Source organism: Pseudacidovorax sp. DMC4, from assembly GCF_056314265.1.
Genome location: NZ_JBQUYR010000017.1, coordinates 55,369 through 78,965 on the forward strand (window position 1 = coordinate 55,369; position 23,597 = coordinate 78,965).

A 23,597-nucleotide genomic window follows, 5' to 3' on the forward strand; every position below is an offset into this window, starting at 1 on the left:
GGTTCGCGATGGACTTCGCACACATCCCGGGGCCGGCGCTGTCGCTGCTGCCGTCCCTCGCCATGGCGCTGGCCGCAGCGCTCGCCCTGTCCGGCCGGCTGGCCTTGGCGGCCAGCTGGCGCGGCTTCCAGGCGCTGTGCGGCCTGGCGCTGGCGGCTGCGGCGCTGGCGCTGCTGGCCGGCCCGGTGCGGCTGCAGGGCTTACCCGGCCTGCAGCCCACGGTGCTCGGCCTCGTGCTGGCGCTGCTGGTGCAGGGCCTGGGCACCGTGATCGCCGGCTTCTCGGCGCGCTACCTGGAAGGCGAGGCCGGCCAGCGCCGCTATGCCGCCGCGCTGGGCGGCGTGCTGGCGGCCGTGCACCTGCTGCTGATGGCCGACCACTGGCTGGTGCTGATCGCCGCCTGGGCCGCCGTCGGCGTCGCCATGCAGTCGCTGCTGTGCTTCTACCCGGACCGTCCCTTCGCGCTGCTGGCCGCGCATAAGAAGCGCATCGCCGACCGGGTCGCCGACGGGCTGCTGCTTCTGGCCGCGGGCCTGGCCTGGCGCGAGGTGGGCAGCGGCTCGCTGTCGGCGCTGTGGGCGCATGTCGCGCAGCACGGCCTGTCCATGCCTTTGCAGTGGGCTGCCGTGGCGCTGATCCTGGCGGTGGTGTTGCGCACGGCGCTGCTGCCGGTGCATGGCTGGCTCATCCAGGTGATGGAGGCGCCGACGCCGGTGTCGGCCCTGCTGCATGCGGGCGTGGTCAACCTCGGCGGCTTCGTGTTGATCCGTTTTGAGCCGCTGCTGGATGCGGCGGCGCCGGCGCGCTGGCTGTTGCTGGGCTTCGGCCTGGCCACGGCGGTGCTGGCAGGCCTTGTCATGCTCACGCGCATCAGCATCAAGGTGCGGCTGGCCTGGTCCACCGTGGCGCAGATGGGCTTCATGCTGCTGGAGTGCGCGGTGGGCCTGTACACGCTGGCGGCGCTGCACCTGATCGGCCACTCGCTCTACAAGGCCCATGCCTTCCTGTCGGCCTCGGGCGTGGTGCGCGACACGCGGCGGCAGGCACTGCATGCGCCGGTCACGCCGACATCGCTCAGCCTGCTGATGGCGCCGGTGCTGGGCATCGGTACGGTGCTGGTGGTGCTGGCCGCGGTGGGCGGCCCGGCCTGGCCGCTGTGGTGGAGCGCGCTGCTGGGCCTGGCCTGGGCGCCGATGCTGTGGCTGCCGGCCGCGCCGGCGGCGGTCGGTGCCCGTGTGCGGGCCCTGCTCTGGGGCCTGCTGATGGTCGGCGGCCTGGCCCTGGCCGCGCGCCTGATGCATGCGCTGCCGCTGGGGCTGCAGGATGCGCCGCAGGCGCTGGCCGGCCCCGTGGCGCTGCTGGGCATGGTCCTGCTCTACCTGGGCCTCGCCACGCTGCAATGGCGGCCCCAGGCCCTGGCACGCGCGCGGCGCTGGAGCTATGCCGGCTTCTATGTCGATGAGGTTTACACCCGCCTCGCCCTGCGGCTGTGGCCGGCCAGGTGGACGCCCGAGGCGCGTCGTACTGCGCAGGCCGGCCAGCTGTCGGTGCCCGCCGCCTGAGTGCGCCCGATCCCATCCCTCACACGGAGAACACCATGACGGATGTCCTGAATCCTCCACGCGCTGCCTCTGCCGCGGCATCCATCGATGCCGCGACGCGGCCCCCACCCGGCGGCCTGCAGGCCGACCGGATCGACGCCGCCTGCCGCCGCGCCTGCGAGGCGATCGCGCCCGCGTGGCCACTGGACAGCGCCATTGCCGTCAACCCGCACTGGTCGCGCATCGGCATGCCGGTGCGCCGGGTGGCGGCGCGCATGGCCGTGCTGGGCGGCATTCAGGTCTTCCCGCCGCGCGAGCGGCAGGCGCAGGCCTGGACCGAAGGCCGCATCACGGCCGCCGACCTGCAGCAGGCCCTGCAGCAGCAGCATGAGACCGCACTCACGCCCGAGGCCTGCGTGGCCGCGTTGGCGCGGCCCCTGCCGGTGCAGCCGCTGCCGCTGCTGATCGACGTGCTCGACAACGACCCGCAGCGGCACACGCGCCTGGCTTGGCGGCAGGCCATCACCCACCAGGTCAGCCAGACCTGCGCCGCGTGGTTCGACCGGCACCAGGCCGACTGGCAGCCGGCGCGCGCGCAAGACCTCTATGCCTTCTGGCGCGAGACGCTGCTGCACGACCACGGCATCGGCCTGCTCATGGGCCTGCCGCAGATCGGCCGCAGCATCGACGCCCTGCCACCCACGGCCCGCGAGGCCGAGCACTGGGTGATCGAGCGCCTGGGCCTGCCGCCGGCCGTGTGGGCCGACTACCTGGAGTCGGTGCTGCTCACCGTCAATGGCTGGGCGTCGTGGTGCGCCTACCTGGGCTGGCAGGCCCGGCTGGTGGGCCGAGAGGACCCGCACCTGCGCGAGCTGCTGGCCATCCGCCTGGCCTGGGGCGCGCTGCTGCTGGATTGCAAGGACGACCTCGCCGCCCGGCAGGCCTTCGCGACCGTGCAGCGCGAGTGGGGCCGTGCGCCGGAGGTGCTGGCGCAGGCCGAGCAGGCGCTGCGTGTGGACGAGGTCTGGCAGGTGGCCCTGGAGGCCGGTTACCAGCGTGGCCTTGCGGCGTCGCTGGCCGGCCGTACGTTGTCGCCTGCGGTGCCGACGCCCGAGGTACAGGCCGCCTTCTGCATCGACGTGCGCAGCGAGCCCCTGCGCCGCGCGCTGGAAGCGGCCTGCCCCAGTATGCAGACCCTGGGCGTGGCCGGCTTCTTCGGCCTGCCGCTCGCGTACACGCCGCTGGGCACCGCCGCGCAGCGGCCGCAGCTGCCCGGGCTCCTGGCGCCCGCCGTGACGGTGGGCGATGTCCTGGTGCCGGCCGATGCCCGCGACGCTGCCGCAGCGGCGCAGCTGCAGCGGCAGGCCGTGCGGGCCCGCCAGCATCGCTTCGCGCTGGGCGACCAGTGGCATGCCGCCAGCCGCTGGCCGGGCGCGGCCTTCTCCTTCGTCGAGGCCGCCGGCCTGGGCTACCTGGGCCGGCTGGGCCGCTGGCTGCGCCCTGGCGTGCAGGACCGCGCGCGCGACGATCTGGACGGCCTGCCCGCGCGCTACCGGTCGGTGTGCCGGCCGCAGCTGCTCGGCCTGGATGACGAGGCGCGCGTGACGCTGGCGGCGCGCGTGCTGCAGTCCATGGGCCTCGTGCGGGGGCTCGCGCCGCTGGTGCTGCTGGTGGGCCACGGCAGCCAGTCGGCCAACAACGCGCATGCGGCGGCGCTCGACTGCGGCGCGTGCTGCGGCCAGACGGGCGAAGTCAATGCGCGCAGCCTGGCGCAGCTGCTCAACGATGCTGCGGTGCGCGAAGGCCTGAAGGCGCAGGGCATCGACGTGCCCGCGTCCACGGTGTTCGTGGCCGCGCTGCACAACACCTCGACCGACGAGATCGAGGGCTTCGACCTCGACCGGCTCTCACCCGACGCCCGCACCCGCTGGGACCGGCTGCAGCCCGTCATCGAGGCCGCCGCGGACCAGGTGCGCCGCGAGCGCGCGCCGCGCCTGGGCCTGGATCCGAGGGCGCCGGCGGAGGTGCTGCATCGCCAGCTGCGCCGCCGCGCCAACGACGGGGCGCAGACGCGTCCGGAATGGGGTCTCGCGGGCAATGCCGCCTTCCTGATCGCGCCACGCCATCGCAGCCAGAACGTGGACCTGGGCGGGCGCGTCTTCCTGCACGACTACGACGCCGCGCTGGACCCGCAAGGCCAGTTGCTGACCCAGTTGATGACCGCGCCCATGCTGGTCACGCACTGGATCAACTGGCAGTACCACGCCTCCACCTGCGACCCCGTGCGGATGGGCAGTGGCAACAAGCTGCTGCACAACGTGGTGGGCGGCACGCTGGGGGTGTTCGAGGGCAATGGCGGCGACCTGCGCATCGGCCTCGCGCGTCAGTCGCTGCACGATGGCCAACGCTGGGTGCATGAGCCGCTGCGGCTCACCGTGGTCATCGACGCACCGCAGGCGGCCATCGAGGCGGTGATCACCGAGCATGCCGTGGTTCGCGACCTGCTGGTCAACGGCTGGCTGCACCTGTGGCGCTTCGAGGGGCAGGCCTTGCAGCGTCTGGCGGAAGGCCGGTGGCACATGCTGGCCTGAAGATGCGGGCCCTGAAAAGAAAAAGGGCCCGCCGTAAAGCGGGCCCCAAGACAGTCCGGGTGTGGAGGGGAAGCAAGAGTCGGAGAAGATCGGACTGCCGAGAACGAAGTATGTAGCGGTGCCCTGAGTGGCACCTGACGGTCCGCACGCAAAGGTAACGGACCGTTCGCGGCCTTCGTTACTTGGGCAGCAGGACCTTGTCGACGACGTGGATCACGCCGTTGGACTGGTAGACGTCGGCGATGGTCACATCGGCCGAGCCGCCCTTCTCGTCGGTGATCTTCACGGTGCTGCCGCTGCGCGTGGCCTTGAGGTTGCCGCCCGCCACGGTCTTGAGCATGGCCTGGCCCTTGCCGTCGTCGATCATCTTCACGAGGGCTGCCGAGTCGACCTTGCCGGGCACGACGTGGTAGGTCAGGATGGTCGTCAGCTGGCCCTTGTTCTCGGGCTTGAGCAGCGTGTCGACGGTGCCGGCGGGCAGTGCCGCGAAGGCTGCGTTGGTGGGCGCGAAGACGGTGAAGGGGCCCGGGCCCTTGAGGGTGTCGACCAGGCCGGCGGCCTTGACGGCGGCGACCAGCGTGGTGTGGTCCTTGGAGTTGACGGCGTTGTCGATGATGTCCTTGGTGGCGTACATCGGTGCGCCGCCCACGGTCACCTGGGCCGATGCGCCGATGGCTGCACCGCCGAGTGCGAAGACGGTGAGGGTGGCGGCGAGGATGCGGGTGGTCTTCTTCGAGAAAGTCATGCAAGGCTCCTTGGGCTGTTGTACCGCCGGATATGCGGCAGGCTCTTCAGATACGGGCCTGTGGCTAGGCTGGATGGCATCGGCCTGCGCGGCGTCGGGGAATGCATCCGGCACGCGTTCTTTTGCGTAGATGCGCGCGCACTGCGGGTGCACGTTGGCGTTCGCAGGTGCTGTGCGTGCTGTGCTGTGCGGTTGGGTGCTCTGGAGTGGGCTTGCGCTTGCGTGGGTTGATGGGGCACAAGTGCTGCGCCGCTAACCGGCAGAGGGCGCCGGCATGCGCGCTCCCGGTGCACGCTCGCGCTGACCGGCTTGTTGCACCCGTGATGTGCTCGCCCTCCACCGACGTGCCTTGCGCACTGCACGGCGCCGCGAATGGCACCTCCGCACGCACACCGGCGCCCTCCACCTCGACGGTGTGTCCGAATGGCCGGGTTTGGCGCTCAGGGCTTCCGAATCCGTTCGTTCTGATCCTGTCGAAGGGCGGAACGGCGCGCTTCGCGAATGCCCGATGTTTCCCCGATCGATACATCACCACCCCCGTGGGGCGGGGCTTCGACAGGCTCAGCCCGAACGGTAGTCGGTTGGCTCGGCCCGAATGGTCCAGGGTCGGCTCCCCTGTGTGGCGCCGAGCCCAAGACCCCACTGCGCGGAAAGGGATGGGTTCGCGCACAGCGTCGAGGCGCATGCCGGCGTCCTCTGCCGGGTTAGCGGTCCAGCCCTCGTGCGTCCTTTGTCAGCTGTGAACGCACATGCAGGGCAGACCCATCACAGCGTCTTCTCGATCAACGCCCCATGGAACAGCACCGGCCCCGTGGGCCCGCGGTCGCCCGGCACGCCGCCCTTGGGTTCCAGGCTGACGGCGAGCGCGGGTGCCTGCTGCAGCACCTGCGCGCTGGCCGCGAGACGCATGCCTGCGGGCGAATCCACCACCCCCAGCGACTGCGGCGTGCGACCGGGCGGCAAGGCCCACAGCTGCAGCGAGCGGTCGGGCGCCACGTTGAAGTCGCCCACCCGCTGCAGCGTGAGCTGGCGATGCTTCGCATCGAAGGTCACCAGCATCGATGCGGCCGAACGGTCGTCGTTCAGCACCGCCACGTACTTGACCTGCTGCGCCTCGCGTGCCTGCTGCCAGAACTGCAGGCCGATCACCCCGGCCAGCACCGTGGCCGCCACGCCGGCGGCCGAGGCCCCGCGCCACAGCGCCAGGCTGCCCCACCAGCCCGTTGTGCGTGTCGGCGGCATGGTGGACGGCGCCGCCTTCTGCTGGGCCAGGCGGGCCTCCTGCAGGTCGGCGTCCACCAGGTTGCGGATGCGCGTCCACACCGCGGCCGGCGGGTTCACCGCAGGCGCGAGTTCGACGAAACCGGTCAGCCGCTCGCGCCACAGCAGCGCGCTCGCGCGCACCGCGGGCTGCTCGCGTGCCAGAGCCTCGAAGCGCCGGCGGGCGCCGCCCCGCAGGGTGCCCAGGGCATGGGCGGCCGACAGCAGGGCCAGCAGGCGGGCATTGGCGGCGATGTTCATGCGAGTCTCCTCGGGCCGGTGGCGGCGGAAGGACGGGGCCGCGTCATGCCGCCTGCTCCATGCAGCCGCGCAGCTTGTCCAGCCCGCGCCGGATCCAGGTCTTGATGGTGCCCAGCGGCTGCGCCAGGCGCGCGGCCAGCTCGCTGTGGCTCAGGTCGCGCAGGTAGGCCAGCGACAGCGCCTCGCGCTGCGCGTTGGGCAGCTGCTGCAGGCACTGGTGCAGCAGCCAGGCCTGCTCGCTGGCATCGGCCAGCTCCTGCGGGCCGGGCCCTGACGCGGGCAGGGTGTCGGCCAGTGTCTCGCTGAATTCCTGCGTCACGTCGGCGCCCTGGCTGGTCTGGCGGCGCAGCAGGTCGAGGGCGCGGCTGCGCACGATCAGCGACATCCAGGCCATCGGCGGGCTCAGCGTCGCGCGGTAATCGGGCGCCGAGCGCCAGATGGTGAGGAAGGCCTCCTGCAGCACGTCCTCCGCCCATTCGTGTTGCCGCACCACGCGCATCGCCAGGCCGAAGAGCCGGGACGAGGTGCGTTCGTACAGCACCTGGAGGGCAGAGGCGTCGCGGCGGGCGACACGATCGAGCAGACCCAGCAGCTCGTCGTCGGGCGTCGTGGCGGAAGGCATCTGGACATTGTGCGGGAGCGGCGGCCATCTGGTGGGTACGCGCGTTCCCGGCTGCCGGATGCGCGCGGTGGGCGGCGATGAATTCACAAGTCCTTCAACTTTCGCCGGGTATGCATCCGGTCCATGAACGGGGCCGTAAGTCGAACGGGGCAGGCAGCAAGGACAGGTCGCGGAGGGCGGCCGCCGACTGCCGCCCCGTCAACCTCAAACCCGTTGTTGCCCATCGAAAGGAGCATTCCATGCGCATGACCGCCCCCCTGGCCACCGTGGCCGCCGCCGTCCTGTTGTCCGCCTGTGCCACCGCGCCCATGCCGGCCCCGTACTCGCAGGCCGGCCTGCCCGCCCCCGTCCAGGTGCCCGCCGGCCAGCGCGTCGCGCTCGAGACCGTGGGCGCCGGCACCATCACCTACGAATGCCGCGCCAAGGCCGACATGGCAGGCCAGTACGAGTGGTTCTTCGTCGGCCCCGATGCGCGCCTGATGGACCGCAGCGGCAAGGCCATCGGCCGCTATTACGGCCCGCCGGCCACCTGGGAGAGCATGGACGGCTCCAAGGTCACCGCCACCCAGGTCGCGGTCGCGCCGGGCGGCGCCGGCAACATCCCGCTGCAGCTGGTCAAGGCCAACCCGGCCATGGGCATGGGCGCCATGCAGGGCGTGAGCTACATCCAGCGCGTGGCCACCAAGGGTGGCGTCGCCCCCATGCTGCCCTGCGGTCAGGCCAGCCTGGGCCAGAAGCAGGTCGTCAACTACCAGGCGGACTACATCTTCTACAAGCCGGCGATGTAAGCCCCGCGGGGCGCGGCGGGCCACCTGCCTTTTATGGAACCTGGCGCACTGGCCAGGATGGGAGGCTGGCATGCGCGCCCCTGCTCCCTCTCCCCTCGCAGGAGAGGGGCTCAAGACGGGGTGGGAGTGGGACCATGCCCGTCGCTCGCGAAGGACGTGGGCATCCGTCCGACAAGGCACCGCGGCTTTGCCGTCCGGGCGCTGCCGGGGCAGCGGGGTACAACATACGCTGCCCATCAAGCCCGCCGGTCCCATGTCCCAACTCCCTGCTCCGTCGTCCCGATTCGGTCCCCTGGATGTGCACCTGCTGCGCGAGGGAAGCCACGCCCGCCTGTATGAACGGCTGGGCGCGCATCCCGACGATGACGTCACCTTCCACTTCGCCGTCTGGGCGCCCAATGCCAGCCGCGTCGCGGTGATCGGCGACTGGAACGGCTGGAACGACGAGGCCGACCCCCTTCAGCCCCGGCCCGACGGCAGCGGCGTGTGGGAGGGCGAGGGCATCCCGGCGCAGCCTGGGCAGGCCTACAAGTACCGCATCTGGGGCCCGGACGGCCGCTACGTGGGCGAGAAGGCCGACCCCTTCGCCTTCAGCGCCGAACTGCCGCCCGCTACGGGCTCGCGCATCTGGGCCGGCACGCACGAATGGGGCGACTCGGCATGGATGGCCAGCCGCGCCGCGCGCAACGCCCTCGACGCCCCCATGAGCACCTACGAGCTGCACATGGGCTCCTGGCGCCGCCGCGACGGGCAATTCATGGGCTACCGCGAACTGGCGCACGCCCTGGCCGAATACATCGGCTGGATGGGCTTCACGCATGTGGAGCTGATGCCGGTCACCGAGCATCCCTTCTACGGCTCCTGGGGTTACCAGACCACCGGCTACTTCGCGCCCACGTCGCGCTACGGCTCGCCGGAAGACTTCATGTACTTCGTCGACCACCTGCACCAGCAGGGCATCGGCGTCATCCTGGACTGGGTTCCCTCGCACTTCCCCACCGACGCGCACGGCCTGGCCGAGTTCGACGGCACGCACCTGTACGAGCACGCGGATGCGCGGCAGGGCTTCCATCCCGAATGGAACTCGGCCATCTTCAACTACGGCCGCAACGAAGTGCGGGCCTTCCTGATCTCGTCGGCGCTCTTTTGGCTCGACCGCTTCCACATCGACGGCATCCGTGTCGACGCCGTGGCTTCGATGCTCTACCTGGACTACGCGCGCCAGCCCGGCGAGTGGGTGCCCAACGTGCACGGCGGCCGCGAGAACCTGGAGGCGGTCTCCTTCCTGCAGGACCTCAACCGCGCCGTCTACCGCGAGCATCCCGACACCTTCACGGTGGCCGAGGAATCGACCGCCTGGCCGCGCGTGTCCCGCCCCATCGAGATGGGCGGGCTGGGCTTCGGCATGAAGTGGAACATGGGCTGGATGCACGACACGCTCGACTACGTGCACGACGACCCGATCCACCGCCGCTACCACCACCACCGGCTGACCTTCTCGCTGGTCTATGCCTTCACCGAGAACTTCGTGCTGCCGTTCTCGCACGACGAAGTGGTCTACGGCAAGGGCTCGCTGATCGGCAAGATGCCCGGCGACGAGTGGCAGCAGTTCGCCAATCTGCGCGCGCTGTTCGGCTACATGTGGGCCCATCCGGGCAAGAAGCTGCTCTTCATGGGCGGCGAGTTCGGCCAGCGCCGCGAATGGACGCACGAAGGCGAGCTGGAATGGTGGGTCAGCGACCAGTGGGGCCACCGCGGCGTGCAGCGCTTCGTGCGCCAGCTCAACCGGCTGCTGCGCGAGGAGCCGGCGCTGCACCAGATCGACTTCGACCCGGCCGGCTTCCAGTGGCTGGACGCCGACGATGCCGAGCGCAGTCTCTACATCTTCCTGCGCAAGCCCAAGGAAGGCGGCGCGCCTGTGCTGGTCGTGTGCAACATGACACCGGTGCCGCGCCCCGGCCTGCGCGTGGGCGTTCCGGTGGCCGGCACCTGGACGGAGCTGCTCAACAGCGATGCGCAGGAGTTCGACGGCAGCGGCTGGGGCAACCTGGGCGGCGTGGACACCGTGCCGGTGCCGGCCCACCGCCAGGCGCAGTCGCTGGTGCTGGCGGTGCCGCCGCTGTCCACGCTCTACCTGCGCGCACCGCTTTCGCCCGACACCGAATCCGAGAAAGGTCTCCTCCGATGAGCGCTCCGGCCTCCCTGCTCAGTGCCCAGCCGCTGGTGCGCCCGATCGGCCTGGCCGATGGCCGGCAGCGTGCCGTCATCGATGCCGTGCTGCCCTGCGTGGACAACGGCCGCTTCGCCGCCAAGTGCGTGGCCGGCGAGTCCTTCGCGGTCGAGGCCCATTGCTTCGCCGAGGGCCATGACATGCTGCGCGTCATGCTGCACTGGCAGCACGAGGGCGAGGCCACCTGGACCGAGGTCGAGATGGCGTTGAAGTGGAACGACGAATGGCATGCCCAGTTCGTGCCGCCGGTTCCCGGGCGCTATCGCTACACCGTCGAGGCCTGGGTGGACGCCTTCGAGTCTTGGCACCACGAGCTGGAGCGTCGCGTGGATGCGGCCGACATCCGCATCGCCGCCCGGGTGGGCGCGGCCGAGATCCTGGCCGCCGCCGGCCGGGCACGCGATGCCGGCCAGGCCCAGGACGCGACCCGCCTGCAGGGCTGGGCCATTGCGCTGGAGGCCCGCGCCGCCGATGCCGGCGAGGACGCCGCCCTGCTCAAGGCCCAGGCGCTGGACGAGGGCCTGTCGGCCATCGTGCGCCGCTATCCCGACCGGCGCCATGCCACGGCGCTCAAGCCCGGCTTTCCGCTGGTGGTCGACCGGCCGCTGGCGCGCTACTCGACCTGGTACGAACTCTTTCCGCGCTCCGCCTCGCCCGAGCCGGGCCGGCACGGCACCTTCGCCGATGTGCAGGCCCTGCTGCCCGGCATTGCGAAGATGGGCTTCGACGTGCTGTACTTCCCGCCCATCCATCCGGTGGGGCGGATGCAGCGCAAGGGCCGCAACAACGCGCTGGTGACGGAAGACGGTGACGTCGGAAGCCCCTGGGCCATCGGCGCGGAGGAGGGCGGCCATGACGCGATCCTGCCCGCGCTGGGCTCGCACGAGGACTTCCGCGCGCTGGTCAAGGCCGCGCGTGGGCATGGTCTGGAGATCGCGCTGGACATCGCCTTCCAGTGCGCGCCCGACCATCCCTGGGTCAAGGAACATCCGGCCTGGTTCAAGTGGCGGCCCGACGGCACCGTGCAGTACGCCGAGAACCCGCCCAAGAAGTACCAGGACATCTATCCCTTCAACTTCGAGAGCGAGGACTGGGAAGGCATGTGGCTCGCCCTCAAGGGCGTGCTCGACCACTGGATCGCGCAGGGCGTGACGGTGTTCCGCGTCGACAACCCGCACACCAAGGCCTTCCCGTTCTGGGAGTGGGCCATCGGCGAGGTCAAGCGCAGCCATTCACAGGTCATCTTCCTGGCCGAGGCCTTCACCCGGCCGAAGGTGATGCACCGGCTGGCCAAGCTGGGCTTCTCGCAGTCGTACACCTACTTCACCTGGCGCAACACCAAGGAAGAGTTGGTGGCGTACTTCACCGAGCTGTCCAGCCGGCCCGGGCTGGACTACTTCCGCCCCAATGTCTGGCCCAACACGCCCGACATCCTGCATGCGCAACTGCAGACCGGCTCGGACGCCATGTTCCGCCTGCGCCTGGTGCTGGCCGCCATGCTCAGCGCCAGCTACGGCATCTACGGCCCGGCCTACGAGCTCAAGGAGCACCTGCCGCGGCACGAGGGCAGCGAGGAATACCTCGACTCCGAGAAATACCAGCTGCGCCACTGGGACCGCGACCGCGCCGACAGCCTGGCGCCCTACATCGCGCACCTCAATGCCATCCGCCGCGCCCACCCCGCGCTGCAGCGCAACGATGGCCTGGTCTTCCTGCCCATCGACAACGACCAGCTCATCGCCTGGGCCAAGCAGTCGCCCGATGGTCAGGACGTGATCGTCACCGTGGTCAACCTGGACCCGCACCATGCCCAGTGGGGCTGGCTGCAGTTCGACCCGGCGGCCATGGGCTTCGGTGTGGAGCCCGGCCAGACCTTCCAGATGCACGACCTGCTCGGCGGCGAGCGCTTCATGTGCCAGGGCGCGCGCCACTTCATCCGGCTCGACCCGGCCGTCAGCGTGGCCCATGTCATGCATCTGCTGCGCAAGACGCGCAGCGAGCGCGACTTCGACTACTACCAATAACAGCAACAAGTCACTTCTGAGGAGGCGCGCCGCATGACGCAGACCGCACCCCGCCTGGCCCTGGAGAACGTCGAGATCGACAGCTCCGAGGATCCCACCTGGTACCGCGACGCGGTCATCTACCAGCTCAACGTCAAGGCCTTCAACGACACCAACGGTGACGGCATCGGCGACTTCAAGGGCGTGACCGAACGCCTGGACTATGTGAAGGAGCTGGGCGTCAACACCATCTGGCTGATGCCCTTCTACCCGTCGCCGCTGCGCGACGACGGCTACGACATCAGCGAGTACTGCGCCGTGAATCCGCAGTACGGCACGCTGGAGGACTTCAAGGAAATGCTGGACGCGGCCCATGCCCGCGGCCTGCGCGTGATCACCGAGCTGGTCATCAACCACACCTCCAGCGACCATCCCTGGTTCCAGCGTGCGCGCCAGGCCCCGGCCGGCTCGCCCGAGCGCAACTTCTATGTCTGGAGCGACACCGACCAGATCTACCAGGGCACGCGGATCATCTTCACCGACACCGAGACCAGCAACTGGGCCTGGGACCCGGTGGCCAAGCAGTACTACTGGCACCGCTTCTTCAGCCACCAGCCCGACCTCAATTTCGACAACCCCGACGTGCTGGAGGCGGTGTTCGGCATCATGCGCTTCTGGCTCGACATGGGCGTGGACGGTTTTCGCCTGGACGCCATCCCCTACCTGATCGAGCGCGACGGCACCAGCAACGAGAACCTGCCCGAGACGCACGACGTCATCAAGAAGCTGCGCGCCGCCATCGACGCCAACTACACCAACCGCTTCCTGCTGGCCGAGGCCAACATGTGGCCCGAGGACGTGCGCGAGTACTTCGGCACCGGCGACGAATGCCACATGTGCTATCACTTCCCGCTGATGCCGCGCATGTACATGGCCATCGCGCAGGAAGACCGCGACCCCATCGTCGAGATCCTGCAGCAGACGCCCGACATCCCCGAGGGCTGCCAGTGGGCCATCTTCCTGCGCAACCACGACGAGCTGACGCTGGAGATGGTCACCAACCGCGAACGCGACTACATGTACAGCACATACGCGGCGGACAAGCAGGCGCGCATCAACCTCGGCATCCGCCGCCGGCTGGCGCCGCTGATGGGCAACGACAAGGACCGCATCAAGCTCATGAACGGCATGCTGCTGTCCATGCCCGGCTCGCCCATCATCTACTACGGTGACGAGATCGGCATGGGCGACAACGTGTTCGTCGGCGATCGCAATGGCGTGCGCACCCCCATGCAGTGGAGCAACGAGCGCAACGCCGGCTTCTCGCGCGCCGACCCGCAGCGGCTGTACCTGCAGCCCATCATGGACCCGATCTACGGCTACGAGGCCGTGAACGTCGAGTCGCAGCTGCGCGACCAGAGCTCGCTGCTGCACTGGACGCGCCGCATGCTGGCCGTGCGCAAGACCAGCCGCGCGTTCGGGCGCGGCCGCAAGACCTTCCTCAAGCCCGGCAACCGCAAGGTGCTCGCCTACCTGAGCGAGTACGAGGGCGAGGTCATCCTCACCGTCTTCAACCTCTCGCGCGCGGCCCAGCCGGTGGAGCTGGACCTGGGCGCCTTCAAGGGCCGCGTGCCGGTGGAGATGCTGGGCCGCACCACCTTCCCGCCCATCGGCGAGCTGCCGTACATGCTGACGATGCCCTCGTACGGCTTCTTCTGGTTCCGCCTGGCCACCGACGTGGACGTGCCCAGCTGGCACCAGGAAGGCCTGCAACTGCGCGACCGGCCGGTGCTGGTGCTGTTCGACGGCTGGTCCAGTCTGTTCCGCGAGCGCGTGATGCCCTGGCGCATCGGCATGGCCGACCGGCTGCGCGAGCAGTTCGAGGTCGACGTCATGCCGCGCCACCTGGAGGTGCAGCGCTGGTATGGCGCCAAGGGCGAGCCGATCCAGCGCGTGGGCATCGCCGACCATGCGACCTGGGACCGCGGCGAGCGCGCCTATGTGCTGCCGCTGCTGGATGTGCAGGCGGGCAGCGGCAGCGGCCGCTACTTCATGCCGCTGGGCATCGCCTGGGAAGACCTGGACGAAGAGACCATCAAGCAGTACGCCCCCGCCGTTGTCGCCAAGGTGCGCCAGCAGGCCCAGGTGGGCGTGATGGGCGACGCCATGTTCGACCCCGCCTTCGCCCATGCGGTGGCGGTGGCCATGGCACAGGGGCTGGTGCTGCCGGCCACCGGCGGCGAGATCCGCTTCACCGGCAGCCGCGACCTGGCCGGCGTGGACGCCGCGGCCATCGAGGCCCTGGCCGTGAGCCGGCCCAGCGTGGCGAGCAGCAACACCGCCCTCACCTTCGGCGACCAGCTCTTCTTCAAGTGCTACCGCCGCGTGCAGCCGGGCATCAACCCCGAGCTGGAGATCGGCCGCTTCCTCACGGAGACGGTGCGCTTTGCCAACTGCGTGCCGGTGGCCGGTGCGATCGAGTACCACGGCAACGACGGCACCGTCATGACGCTGGGCCTGCTGCAGGCCTTCGTGCCCAACCAGGGCGATGCCTGGGACTACACGCTGGCCTACCTGGAGCGCGCCCTGGCCGAGCACCAGGCCGCGCCCGAGGCCGCGCAGGTGGACCACGGCGCCTTCCTCACGCTGATGCGCCTGCTGGGCCAGCGCACGGCCGAGATGCACCTGGCCTTCGCGTCGGCACCGGCGGACGACCCGGCCTTCGCGCCCGAGCCGCTCACGTCGGAAGACCGCGAGGCCCTGCGCCTTCGCGCCCACGACGATGCGCGTGCCACGATGAGCCTGCTGGCCGAGCGCCTGCCCACGCTGGGCGAGGGCGCGCAGGGCGATGCGCGGCAGCTCATCGAACGCCAGGCGCAGCTGCTGGAGCGCATTGCCGCCTTCGACGGCGTGGGCACCGGCGGCATCAAGACGCGCCTGCATGGCGACTACCACCTGGGCCAGGTGCTGGTCTCGCGCAACGACTTCATCCTCATCGACTTCGAGGGCGAGCCGGCGCGCAGCATCGACGAGCGCCGCGCCAAGGGCCCGGCCCTGCGCGACGTGGCGGGCATGCTGCGCTCCTTCAACTACGCGCGCTGGTCGGCCCTCAAGCGGGTGGCGCAGAACGTGGACGAGCTGGCCCGCCTGAACGCCGTGGCCGCCGACTGGGAGGCGGCCGTGCGCGCCGCCTACCTGGGTGGCTACCGCGACACGCTGGCCCATGCCGGCGCCGGGGCACCGGACGAGGCGCTGATGTCGCTCTTCGAGATCGACAAGGCCTTGTACGAGCTGCGCTACGAACTCAACAACCGCATCGACTGGGCCCAGGTGCCGCTTCAGGGGCTGCTGGCCCTGGCACGCGCGCCGGGGGTGTCCGAGGCATCACGAGGAGGTGAGCATCCATGAACGACTTCAGCATGCAGCTGTTGCCCCTGCGGGCCTTCCTGTACCAGATCGCGGCCTTCCTGCCGCGGCTGCTGTTCGCGGCACTGGTGCTGGTGGGCGGCTGGCTCGTCGCCAAGGTGGTGCGCTTCGCCGTCACCAAGGCGCTGCGGGCCGTCAACTTCCCGGTGCTGACCGAAAGGGCGGGGCTGGACGGCTTTTTGCGCCAGGGCGGGGTGCGGGTGGACACCACGGGGCTCGTGGGCCTGCTGGCCTACTGGGCCGTCATCCTGGCGGCGCTGATCATCGCCTTCAACGGCCTGGGGCTGACCTACATCACCGACCTGCTGGGGCGCGTGATCTGGTTCGTGCCCAATGTGTTCGTGGCGCTGCTGGTGCTGGCCTTCGGCGCCTACTTCGCGCGCTTCGTGGGCGATGCCGTGCGCACCTACGGGCGCAACGTGGGCATGCCCGATGCGACCTTCTTCTCGCGCATTGCGCAGTACGCCATCCTGGTGTTCGTCATCCTGATCGCGCTGGACCACCTGCGCATCGGCGGCGACATCGTGCGCGAGAGCTTCCTGGTGATCCTGGCCGGCTTCGTCTTTGCGCTGGCACTGGCTTTCGGGCTGGCCGGCAAGGATTGGGCGTCGCGCCACATCCAGCAATGGCTGCCGCCGGAGACCGAGGGTGTGCCCCGCACGGGCAGCGCTGCGGGGCCTGCCGTGGCCTCGCCAGCGGCCGCGGCGGCCCAGGCGAACGCGGCCGATGCCGCTGCACCCACCACGGTGCTCGACCCGCTGCCCGAGGTGCCGGCCACGGCCACGCCGCCCGCGCCCCAGGTCGATGGCGAGACGCTGCCTCGCCCGGCCTCGGCCCGCGGCGCGGACGATCCGCTGATCCCGCGCCGGCCGGTCGATCCGCCGCCCCCTCTTTGACATGGAAAGCTGAAAGCGAACGATGAGACGTGAGCACAAGATGCCCTTCGGCGCCACGGTGCTGGAGGGCGGGGGCGTTCGTTTTCGCCTGTGGGCGCCCGGCGTGGCGGACGTGGTGCTGGAGCGGCGTGCGCGGGGCACCGGCTGGGCCACGCACCCCATGAAGGCGGTCGGCGACGAGGGCTGGTTCGGCTGCGACGTGCCCATGGCCGCCGCCGGCGACGACTACCGGTTCGTGCTCCCCGATGGCCTGAAGGTGCCCGACCCGGCTTCGCGCCACAACCCCGACGACGTGCACGGCCCGAGCCGCGTGGTGGCCCCGGCCGCCTACGAATGGCACGACGATGACTGGCAGGGCCGCCCCTGGCGCGAAGCGGTGGTCTATGAGCTGCACATCGGCAGCTTCACGCCCGAGGGCACCTTCGACGCCGCCCGCAAGAAGCTGCCCGAACTTGCGGCGCTGGGCGTCACGGCCATCGAGATGATGCCGGTGGCCGATTTCCCCGGCACCCGCGGCTGGGGCTACGACGGCGTGCTGCAGTTCGCGCCCGAGGCCAGCTACGGCCGGCCCGAGGCGCTCAAGGCCTTCGTCGACACGGCCCACGGCCTGGGGCTGATGGTGCTGCTGGACGTGGTCTACAACCACTTCGGTCCCGAAGGCAACTACCTGCACGCCTACTGCCCGCAGTTCTTCAACCCTGCGCATCAGACGCCCTGGGGCGCGGCCATCAACTACGACGGCGACCACTCGCGGCCGGTGCGCGACTTCTTCGTGCACAACGCGCTCTACTGGATCGAGGAATTCCGCTTCGACGGCCTGCGCATGGACGCGGTGCATGCCATCCGCGATGACTCCGAGCTGCACATCGTGCGCGAGATCACCGAGGCGCTGCGCAAGGGCCCCGGCCGCGAGCGTGCCATCCACGTGGTGCTGGAGAACGAGCACAACCACGTCCACCTGCTCACACGCGACGCCGAGGGCCGCCCACACGACGCCACGGCGCAGTGGAACGACGACTTCCACCATGCCGCGCATGTGCAGGCCACGGGCGAGATCGACGGCTACTACCTCGATTACGCGAGCGAGCCCAAGGCCCTGGTCGGCCGGGCGCTGGCGGGCGGCTTCATCTACACCGGCCAGCCCTCGGTGATGCGCGACGGCGACCCGCGCGGCGAGCCCACCGACACGCTGCCGCCCACGGCCTTCGTCTCCTTCCTGCAGAACCACGATCAGGTCGGCAACCGCGCCTTCGGCGAGCGCATCGAGGCACTGGCGCCGGCCCACCGGCTGCGGGCGCTGCGCGCGGCGCTGCTGCTGTCGCCCCATGTGCCGCTGATGTTCATGGGGGAGGAATGGGCGGCCACCGCGCCCTTCCTGTACTTCTGCGACTTCGGGCCTGAGCTGGCCCAGGCGGTGACCGATGGCCGCCGGCGCGAGTTCGGCCGTTTCGAAGGTTTCACCAGTGCCGAGGCGCGGGCCCGCATCCCCGACCCGAATGCCGAAAGCACCTTCACCGCCAGCCGGCTCGACTGGGCCGAGCGCGAGCAGCCCGGCCATCGCGAGCGCGTGCACGAGGTGCGCACGCTGCTGGCGGTGCGCAAGCGCCGCGTGGTGCCGCACCTGCCGGCCAGGCCGGGCAGCGGCCGCTGGCAACTGTCTGGCGACCTGCTCTTCCTGCAGTGGGAAATGACGCCGTCGCTGCCGGACGGTCTATGCTGGCTGCAGATGGTCATCAACCTGGGCGATACCGAGCAATTGGGCGCCGCACCCACCGGCCGCGTGTTCCACAGCTGGGGCTGCCACCTGGCAGCCGGGCCGAGCCCGCGCCTGCCCCTGCTGGCGCTGTCGCCGGGCGGCGGATGTGCGGCCCTGCTGCAGTTGCCGGTCTTCGACGAGGACGACGACACCCTGTCCGTGTTCGAGGCGCCCTGACGAGGTGTGACCACCGCCGCCGTGCCCGCCCTGCCGTGCCCCGGCCCATTCCCCGGTACTGCGTGGGCGTGCCCGGCCCCGGGTTGCGCGTTGCGCCGGTGCCGCCCATGCCCAGGCAATCCACCCAGCCACGGCGGATTGGTCCACACTGGGTGAGCCTTTTCCTTTTTCTCCTGCGACTGTCCCGCCATGTCCGAAGCCCTCTATCGCGCCTGCGCCCGCTGCGGCCTGTCCCCCCGTTACCACGATGTCTGGGGCCGCGAGGTGGCGGTGGAGCCGCGGCACCTGGCCAGCCTGTTGCACGAGCTGGGCCTGGGGCGCCATGACCCGCAGGACGAGGCCGCGTGGCAGGCCGAGATCGAACGCATGGACGAGGCCGAATGGCGCACGGCATTGCCGCCGGTGCTGCTGGCCCAGGCCGACAGCCTGCGCGTGCCCCTCAGCCTGCGCTGGCCCGAGGGCGAGTCCGCGCCGCCCTGGACCCTCCAACTGGAGCAGGGCGGCGCCCACGAGGGCCTGATCGACTTCGGCCAGGGCGAGGGCGCGCGCCGGCAGGTCGACGGGCGCATGGTCGTCGAGCGCCATGCCGTGCTGGAGCTGCCCGACGCCCTGCCCATGGGCTACCACCGCCTGCGCGTCGGCGCGGCCGAGTTGCTGGTGATCGCCGCGCCGGCCTCGTGCCAGCCGCCACCCGGCGATGCCGAGGGCGTGCGGCACTGGGGTGTGGCCGCGCAGCTCTATGGCCTGCGCTCGGACACGCAATGGGGCATCGGCGACTTCGCCGACCTGGGCCGCCTGGTCGAACAGGCCGCCGGCCTGGGGGCGCAGGCCGTGGGCCTCAATCCCTTGCATGCGCTGTTCCCGGACGATCCCGGCCAGTGCAGCCCGTACAGCCCGTCCTCGCGGCTCTTCCTCAATCCGCTGTACATCGCCGTCGAGGCCCTGCCCGAATATGCCGACTGCCTGGAGGCGCGGCGGCTGGTGGAGTCCGACGAGTTCCAGGCCCGGCTGGGCCACCTGCGCGCCCAGTCGCTGGTGGACCACGAAGGCGTGGCCGCCGCCAAGCAGGAAGTGCTGGCGTTGCTGCACGCGCATGTGCAGGCCCGGCGCCAAGTGCCCGAGCCCGGCCTGGTCGCGCGCCAGCGCGATGACGCCTTCCGGGCCTTCTGCCAGCAGCGTGGCGAGGCGCTGCAGCGCCATGCCACCTTCGAGGCCCTGCGCCGTCACCTGCGTGCCCGCGATCCCGACTGCTGGGGCCCGCCCTGCTGGCCTGCGGCCTACCGCGATCCGGGCTCGGCCGAGGTGAAGGCCTTCGCGCAGCAGCATGCGGCGCAGGTCGAGTTCCAGGCCTGGCTGCAGTGGCTGGCCGCCAGCCAGCTCGAGGCCGCCGCACGCCAGTGCCGCAGCCGCGGCATGGCCATCGGCCTGTACCTGGACCTGGCCGTCTCGGTGGACCGTCACGGCGCCGACGCTTGGGCCGGCGGCGACGTCTTCGCGCCCGGCGCCAGCGTGGGTGCGCCGCCCGATGCACTCAACCTGCTGGGCCAGGACTGGGGCCTGCCGCCCATGCGGCCCGCGGCCCTGCGCGCCAGCGGCTACGGCCTGTTCATCGAGGCGCTGCGCGCCAGCATGCGCAACGCCGGCGCGGTGCGCATCGACCATGTGATGGGACTGACCCGCCTGTTCTGGATTCCGCCCGGCGAGAAGGCCGCCAGCGGCGCCTACGTGGCCTATCCGGCCGAGGAGATGATGGCCATCGTCGCCCTCGAAAGCCGGCGCCAGCGCTGCGTCGTCATCGGCGAGGACCTGGGCACCGTCACCGACGCTACGCGGGCGCTCATGCAGCGCTACGGCCTGCTGTCGTACCGGCTGATGGTGTTCGAGCGCGAAGGCGCCGCCTTCAAGCGCCCCGCGGCCTACCCGGCCCAGGCGCTGGCGGCGGTGAGCACGCACGACCTGGCCACGCTGGAAGGCTGGTGGTCGGGGGCCGACCTGGGCGAGCGCATCCGCCTGCAGCTCTACCCCAGCGACGAGATGGCGCGCCAGCAACTGGCGGAACGCGCGGCCGACCGCGTGCAACTGGCCTTCGCGCTGGAGGATGCCGGCCGGCTCGATGCCGAGGCGGGTGCGCGCCTGCTGGGCAGCGGCGACTTCGGCACCGAGGCCGCGGCCGCCGTGCACGGCTGGCTGGCCCAGGCGCCGTCGCGGCTGCTGATGGTGCAGGCCGAGGACCTGCTGGGCGAGCGCGGCCAGGCCAACCTGCCGGGCACGGTGAACGAGCATCCCAACTGGCGCCGGCGGCTGGCGCTGCCTGTGGAACAGTGGGCGCAGGCGCCGCGCGTGGCCGCCATCGCCGCCGCTGTGGCCGCCGAACGGCCGGCCGTGGGCGGTGCGGCTGCGGCCGAGGGTCCGGTGCGCCATCCGCTGCGCCTGCCGCGGGCCACCTACCGGCTGCAGTTCCATGCCGGCTTCACCTTCGACGATGCCATCGCCATCCTGCCCTACCTGCAGCGGCTGGGCATCAGCCATGTCTATTGCTCGCCGCTGCAGCGTGCGCGCCCGGGCAGCACCCACGGCTACGACGTGGTGGCGCATGACCAGATCAACCCCGAGCTGGGCGGCGAGGCCGGCTTCATGCGCTTCTGCGCCGCGCTGCAGCGCCACGGCATGGGCCAGATCCTGGACCTGGTGCCCAACCACATGGGCGTGCTCGGCGGCGACAACCCCTGGTGGGAAGACGTGCTGGAAAACGGCCCCGCCTCCCTCTACGCCAACCACTTCGACATCGAATGGCAGCCCGCCGACCCGGAGCTGGCCGGCAAGGTGCTGCTGGCCGTCCTGGGCGGCGCCTACGGACAGGTGCTGGACGACGGCGAGCTGAAGCTGGGCCTGGACGCCACGGGCGGCCGGCTGGCCATCCACTACCACGACCATTGCTTCCCGGTCGCGCCCGAAAGCTATGCGCCCGTGCTTCGCTCGGCCGAGCCGCTGATGGCCGGTCCCGAGGACGCGGCCGCCCTGGCCGGCGTGGCGCAGGCCTTCGAGTCGCTGCCCGCCGGCGCGGACGACGCCGCGCGGCGCGCCCGCGACAAGACCGCCGCCCAGGCCCGCCTGGCCGCGCTGATCGGCGAATCGGTTGCCTTCGGCAGCGCCGTGCAGGCGGCCGTGGCGCGCTGGAACCATCCGCGCCACCGCGAGGCGCTGCACCAGCTGCTGGAGGCGCAGCACTACCGCCTGGCCTTCTGGCGCGTGGCCTCGGACGAGATCAACTACCGCCGCTTCTTCGACGTCAACGAGCTGGCCGCGCTGCGCATGGAGCGGCCCGAGGTCTTCGAGGCCACGCATGCCCTGCCGCTGGACCTGGCTGCGCGCGGCCTGGTGGACGGCCTGCGCATCGACCATCCCGACGGCCTGCACGACCCGGCGGCGTACTTCGACCGGCTGCAGCAGGGCTTTGCGCGGCGCACCGGCCGGCGCCTGGCGGCCGATGACGGCAGCGGCCGACCCGAGCGGCCGCTCTACGTGGTCGCCGAGAAGATCGCCGCCGGCCACGAGGAGGTGCCCGAGGCCTGGGCCATCCACGGCACCACCGGCTACCGCTTCGCCAATGTGGCCGCGGGCGTGCTGGTGCAGACCGAATCGGACGCCGCCTTCGATCGCATCTGGCGTGGCTTCACGGGCGAGGACGCGCCCTTCCACGAGGTCGAGTACCTGGGCAAGCGGGCCGTCACCCGCAATGCGCTGGCCTCGGACCTGACCATGATCGCCACGGCCGCGCTGCGCATCGCCCGCGCCGACCGCCGCACGCGCGACTACACGCTCAACAACCTGCGCCGCGCGCTGGCCGAGGTGGCCACCTGCATGCGCGTCTACCGCAGCTACGTGACCGACCGCGGCCTTTCCGCGCAGGACCAGCGCTACATCGACGATGCCATCGCCGCCGCGCGCGAGCGGGGCGAGCTGGCCGACGACAGCATCTACGACTTCGTCGGCCAGGCGCTGCGCGGCGAGCTGCATGCGGGCGACCCGGTGCTGCATCCGCAGGTGCTGCGGCTGGCGGCGCGCTTCCAGCAGTTCAGTGCGCCGGTGGCCGCCAAGGGCGTGGAGGACACGGCCTTCTACCGCTGGTATCCGCTCGCCTCGCTCAACGAGGTGGGGGGCGATCCGGCCACCTTCGGCTTCACGCTGGAGCAGTTCCACGAGGCCAGCGCCGACCGCGCCCGCCGCTGGCCGCACACGCTGCTGGCCAGCTCCACCCACGACAACAAGCGCGCCGAGGACGTGCGCATGCGCCTGCATGTGCTCTCGGAGATGCCGGCCACCTGGCGCCTGGCGCTGCGCCGCTGGCATGCGCTGGCCGAGCCGGAGGCGCAGGTCGCGCTGCTCGACCACGGCGTGACGCCGTCGCGCGCCGACGAATACCTGCTCTACCAGACCATGCTGGGCATCTGGCCCGCCGGAGGCGCCGACGAAGAGGCCCGCGAGGAGCTGGCCGAGCGGCTGGTGCGCTACATGCACAAGGCCGCGCGCGAGGGCAAGCGCCACACCAGCTGGGTGATGCCCGACGAGGCCTACGAAGGCGCGCTGGCGCAGTTCGTGCGCGGCGTGGTGGACAGCGAGGAGTTCCGCGCCGACTTCGAGCCGCTGGCCGCGCGGCTGGCCTGGTGGGGCGGCCTCAATTCGCTGGTGTTCACGGCGCTCAAGTTCTGCTCGGCTGGCGTGCCCGACACCTACCAGGGCACCGAGTGCCTAGACTTCAGCCTGGTCGATCCCGACAACCGCCGCCCGGTCGACTACGCGGCGCGCAGCGAGCTGCTGGCCGGCCTGGAGGCCCTGGCCGCCCGTCCGGAGCGCATGGCCGAGGGCCTGGCTGAGCGCATGACGCCCGCGCGCCTGGGCGAAGCCAAGCTGTGGACGGCCTGGCGCCTGCTGCAAATGCGCCGCGAGCATGCCGCCCTGGTGCGCGACGGCGACCACCAGCCCCTTTACGCCAATGGGCCGGCCGACGAGGCCGTCGTCGCCTTCACCCGGCAGGTCGGGGACGATGCGCTCGTCTTCGTCGCGGGCCGGTTTTTTGCCGAGCAGGATGACGACCGGCGCGACGCGCCGCCGCCTGAGGGCTGGGACGCGCAGGCCTGGGCGGCGACCACGCTGGCGCTGCCGCAGCGCCCGGGCGGCTGGCGCGACGTGCTCAGCGGACGCCATGTCGAGGGCGGTTGGGTGGCCGTCGACGCGCTGCTGCAGACACTGCCCTGCGCGGTGCTGGTGCCCGCGGAACACGCGGTGTAGGCGGCGTCCTTC

Annotated in this window: 11 protein-coding genes and 1 pseudogene; 9 read left to right on the forward strand and 3 right to left on the reverse strand. The window is 71.1% G+C overall.

Annotation, left to right across the window (positions count from 1 at the left end; translation table 11 throughout):
- The first annotated feature begins 8 nt into the window (after window positions 1–8).
- Together ACT54X_RS25410 and ACT54X_RS25415 are read left to right on the forward strand one after the other, a co-directional pair.
- Window positions 9–1,562, forward strand: coding sequence for an NADH-quinone oxidoreductase subunit L (locus tag ACT54X_RS25410; RefSeq protein WP_476349327.1), 1,554 nt, complete (start codon window positions 9–11; stop codon window positions 1,560–1,562).
- A gap of 35 nt (window positions 1,563–1,597) precedes the next feature.
- Window positions 1,598–4,132 carry a YbcC family protein gene (locus ACT54X_RS25415; protein ID WP_476349329.1) on the forward strand — a complete coding sequence of 845 codons (2,535 nt, stop codon included), beginning with the start codon at window positions 1,598–1,600 and terminating at the stop codon, window positions 4,130–4,132.
- A 178-nt stretch (window positions 4,133–4,310) separates the two neighbouring features.
- On the opposite strand, the gene ACT54X_RS25420 is transcribed toward ACT54X_RS25415, so the two are convergent.
- The 3 genes from ACT54X_RS25420 to ACT54X_RS25430 form a co-directional block, all read right to left on the reverse strand.
- Complete coding sequence (locus ACT54X_RS25420; protein ID WP_354321401.1) at window positions 4,311–4,877, reverse strand: fasciclin domain-containing protein; 567 nt, start codon at window positions 4,875–4,877, stop codon at window positions 4,311–4,313.
- Between the two features lie 765 nt (window positions 4,878–5,642).
- Entirely contained in the window at window positions 5,643–6,398 is a 756-nt protein-coding gene (locus ACT54X_RS25425) for an anti-sigma factor (RefSeq protein WP_354321402.1), read from the reverse strand.
- 43 nt (window positions 6,399–6,441) lie between these two features.
- Window positions 6,442–7,020 carry an RNA polymerase sigma factor gene (locus tag ACT54X_RS25430; protein ID WP_476349332.1) on the reverse strand — a complete coding sequence of 193 codons (579 nt, stop codon included), beginning with the start codon at window positions 7,018–7,020 and terminating at the stop codon, window positions 6,442–6,444.
- A gap of 239 nt (window positions 7,021–7,259) precedes the next feature.
- Between ACT54X_RS25430 and ACT54X_RS25435 the strand changes: the two genes are divergently transcribed.
- From ACT54X_RS25435 to treY, 7 genes and pseudogenes are all read left to right on the forward strand, one after another.
- A complete protein-coding gene (locus tag ACT54X_RS25435) occupies window positions 7,260–7,808 on the forward strand; it encodes a DUF3455 domain-containing protein (protein WP_294375181.1) in 549 nt (182 codons plus the stop codon).
- Window positions 7,809–8,061: 253 nt separating this feature from the next.
- Window positions 8,062–9,996: a 1,4-alpha-glucan branching protein GlgB gene (gene glgB / locus ACT54X_RS25440; protein ID WP_476349334.1), complete on the forward strand. Its 1,935-nt coding sequence runs from the start codon at window positions 8,062–8,064 to the stop codon at window positions 9,994–9,996.
- A complete protein-coding gene (locus ACT54X_RS25445) occupies window positions 9,993–12,062 on the forward strand; it encodes an alpha-1,4-glucan--maltose-1-phosphate maltosyltransferase (protein WP_476349336.1) in 2,070 nt (689 codons plus the stop codon). Before glgB ends, ACT54X_RS25445 begins: the two co-directional genes overlap by 4 nt.
- Before the next feature lie 33 nt (window positions 12,063–12,095).
- Window positions 12,096–15,449 carry a maltose alpha-D-glucosyltransferase gene (gene treS, locus ACT54X_RS25450; protein ID WP_294375174.1) on the forward strand — a complete coding sequence of 1,118 codons (3,354 nt, stop codon included), beginning with the start codon at window positions 12,096–12,098 and terminating at the stop codon, window positions 15,447–15,449.
- Window positions 15,446–16,102, forward strand: a pseudogene (locus tag ACT54X_RS25455) (mechanosensitive ion channel family protein); the annotation flags it as partial. The gene treS and the pseudogene ACT54X_RS25455, both read left to right, overlap by 4 nt.
- A gap of 283 nt (window positions 16,103–16,385) precedes the next feature.
- Window positions 16,386–18,296: a malto-oligosyltrehalose trehalohydrolase gene (gene treZ, locus ACT54X_RS25460; protein WP_476349338.1), complete on the forward strand. Its 1,911-nt coding sequence runs from the start codon at window positions 16,386–16,388 to the stop codon at window positions 18,294–18,296.
- 189 nt (window positions 18,297–18,485) lie between these two features.
- On the forward strand, window positions 18,486–23,585 hold the full coding sequence (gene treY, locus ACT54X_RS25465) for a malto-oligosyltrehalose synthase (RefSeq protein WP_476349340.1): 5,100 nt from the start codon (window positions 18,486–18,488) through the stop codon (window positions 23,583–23,585).
- Window positions 23,586–23,597: the final 12 nt, after the last annotated feature.